Raw genomic sequence first — 2975 nt, forward strand, 5'->3', positions numbered from 1 at the left:
TTTGCCAAATTGCGACAGAGTTCGACAACCGAGGAGCGTGCAATGTCTAAACACGGCAGTTATCCGCAAGACATCGTCCCACCAGTATCAAAATATCATGATTCAGGTCGCTTTGGCCGCATGTTCGGCAAGTTGCCGTCCTTTGCCTCCGACACGCCAAAAACCCGAAAATCACTGCTCGAGATCGGTGCGGCCGGCGGGATCATGGATGCCAACGAAAATCTGGCAGCCGATCCGACCCAGCTGATCGTCGATGCCAATTTGTCGGCCGGCAACCAGAACAACCCCAAGTTAACCGCCGGCATGACGTTCCTCGGCCAATTTCTCGATCATGACCTGACGCTGGACATCACCTCCAGCCTGGAACGGCAGGTCGATCCGGAAATGATCGCCAACTTCCGCACGCCAACACTTGCCCTCGACAATGTTTATGGTGCCGGGCCGGATGGCAGCCCGCATTTATATGATCAGATCAGCGGCCAAGGCATCAAGTTTCTGCTGGAAAAACTCGCGCCGGGCGGCAAACCGGATCTGCCGCGCAATTCGCAGCTCACCCCTTTGCTCGGCGATCCGCGCAACGATGAAAATGTGATCCTGTCGCAATTGCAGGTGGCATTCCTCAAATTTCACAATGCCGTGGTGGACCATGTCAAGGCCGAGCTTGATCTGACCGCGCCCGCCGAGGTGTTTCGCGAGGCCCAGCGCATTGTTCGCTGGCACTATCAATGGATCATCCTGCACGAATTTCTGCCGAAAACCTGCGGCCAGGCGGTTGTTGACGATATCATTGGCAATGGCCGCAAATTCTACAAATGGAAGAACGAGCCGTTCATTCCTGTCGAGTTTTCGGTGGCGGCCTATCGTTTCGGCCATAGTCAGGTGCGCCCAAGTTACCGGGCCAATTTTACCGGCAACCCGGGCAACACACCGTTTTTCGCCATGATCTTCAAGGAAACCCATTCGAGCCCGACCGATCCTGACGATCTGACCGGCGGCTTTCGCGCCAAGCGACGCTTCATCGATTGGCCGACGTTCTTCGATTTCGGCGACGGCAATGTAAGGCCGAACAAAAAGATCGATACGCTGCTGTCGACAGCGCTGTTCCGCCTGCCCGCCAAGGTCGTTGCCAACCCCGATCCCAAGACCAATCCCAATTCCCTGGCGCAGCGCAACCTGTTGCGGCACCTAACCTTTTCATTGCCGTCAGGGCAGCGCGTTGCCGCCGCGATGAATCTTCCTGTGTTGAGCACGGCCGACCTTGCCATGCTGAAACCTTGGGGGATGGACGACAATACGCCGCTCTGGTTCTACATCCTGCGCGAGGCGGCGGTGCAGGCCAGCGGCGAGCGGTTGGGCGCTGTTGGCGGGCGTATCGTTGCCGAAGTGTTCATCGGCGTGCTGCAGGGTGACCGTACCAGCTACCTGTCCCAGGATCCGGAGTGGGAGCCGTTCCTGCCGACCATCGATCCGGCAAAAACCACCGAGGATTTCACCATGGTCGACTTGCTACGCTTTGCCGGCGTTGCCTGACGAGGGCACCGGTGCCGGAATGGCTGCAGTGCGACCTATCCGCTGCAACCTTCCGGCACCGGTGCCAGGCTCAGCTCCGCCTTGGCCTTCAGCAGATCGGCCTTGTAATCCTCGCGGTCGGCAATCTGCTGATAAAGCGCGGTGGCCAGCAGCCGCCCGCCGGTCACATCGGATGCCCAATGCACCCGGCAGGCAATGCGCAGATCGCCGGTGTCCTTGCCGAATTTCAACAGGGTGGCGCTGCGTTCGGGGCGGGCATCAGACAGGATCAGGCCCCACAGCCAGCCCACGGCGGCATGGCCGGATGGGTAGGCAAAGCCCAGGCCCTTCCCGCCATTCACCGCGGCTTCCGGGTCACAGGCCTTGCCGCCATCCGTGCTGAACGGGCGGGGGCGCTTATAATAGTCTTTGGCCGTAAAAACCGCCTTGGCCAGATCGGTCCCGGCGCGGCGCAGCAGGATCATGGTGGCGGGCGTGGTTTTGGGCGCGAGCACCGCACCCAGGGCGCAACTCACGGCCTGGACATATTCCGGGCTGGTGATACCCAATTGGCCCTGCGCGCGCCGCCAATCCTTGCCCAATATGCCTTTGCGGCTTTCGCGATAGACAAAACGGTCTGCCGCTTCTTCGCTGCCGCCCGGTACTGGCGGTGGCGGCAACAGGCGCAGCATGGCCAGCGGTGGCAGATTATCGGCGTAACCGGCGGCCACGGCGGGTGCAGGCGGCGCCATCATGGCTTGTGGCTGTGCCGGCTGGGCGCTGGCGCCAGTTGCAGACAAAAACAGCATCGACAGAACCAGGCGCATCATCATCTCCCTCAATAGGCGCGCATCATGGCCCGGCATGGCCCGGCTGGCCAGAGCCTCGCATTAACCACTGCGACATTACAAACGCATCGGACTGGGCCGTTTGCCCCTTGATATCTGGGCGCACCGGGCAGACATTGACATCAGGCCCTCCACCTGGCCGGGCCGGCCAACGGCGCGCCTTTCCCCCGAAGGGCGCGCACCGGAGAATTTGATGCCATCGTTTACCCGCGAACTGGAAAAGACCCTGCACAACGCGCTGGCGGAAGCCGCGCGCCGCACCCACGAATATGCCACGCTCGAACATCTGCTGCTGGCGCTGACCACCGACACCCACGCCGCGCAGGTGATGAAGGCCTGCAACGTTGAACTGGAAGAACTGCAGGGCCAGCTGATCCGCTATCTCGATACCGAACTGCAGGCGTTGAAGGCCGATGCCAGCGTTGATCCGTCGCCCACCGCCGGGTTCCAGCGCGTGGTGCAGCGCGCCATTTTGCACGTGCAGTCCAGCGGCCGCGAGGAAGTGACCGGCGCCAACGTGCTGGTGGCGCTGTTTTCCGAGCGCGAAAGCCACGCCGTGTTCTTCCTGCAGCAGCAGGACATGACGCGGCTGGATGCGGTGTCGTTCATCAGCCACGG

General features: G+C 61.3%; 3 protein-coding genes. 2 read left to right on the forward strand and 1 reads right to left on the reverse strand.

Annotated features, from left to right (window positions below):
• Positions 1 to 42: 42 nt before the first annotated feature.
• Complete coding sequence (locus RMO81_RS01230; RefSeq protein WP_310473905.1) at positions 43 to 1530, forward strand: heme peroxidase family protein; 1488 nt, start codon at positions 43 to 45, stop codon at positions 1528 to 1530.
• Between the two features lie 35 nt (positions 1531 to 1565).
• Here the strand turns inward: RMO81_RS01230 and RMO81_RS01235 are convergent, their stop codons facing one another.
• Positions 1566 to 2264 carry a phosphatase PAP2 family protein gene (locus RMO81_RS01235; protein WP_310473906.1) on the reverse strand — a complete coding sequence of 233 codons (699 nt, stop codon included), beginning with the start codon at positions 2262 to 2264 and terminating at the stop codon, positions 1566 to 1568.
• A 286-nt stretch (positions 2265 to 2550) separates the two neighbouring features.
• Between RMO81_RS01235 and RMO81_RS01240 the strand changes: the two genes are divergently transcribed.
• The coding region (locus RMO81_RS01240) for a Clp protease N-terminal domain-containing protein (RefSeq protein WP_310473907.1) at positions 2551 to 2975 on the forward strand (425 nt) is incomplete at its 3' end.

The organism is Sandarakinorhabdus sp. (assembly GCF_031422795.1).
Classification (GTDB): domain Bacteria; phylum Pseudomonadota; class Alphaproteobacteria; order Sphingomonadales; family Sphingomonadaceae; genus Sandarakinorhabdus.

Bases quoted from the DNA above. Each gene is read 5' to 3' on its own strand.
- RMO81_RS01230 (WP_310473905.1), top strand. From the start codon at position 43: ATGTCTAAACACGGCAGTTATCCGCAAGACATCGTCCCACCAGTATCA.
- RMO81_RS01235 (WP_310473906.1), bottom strand. From the start codon at position 2,264: ATGATGGCGCCGCCTGCACCCGCCGTGGCCGCCGGTTACGCCGATAAT.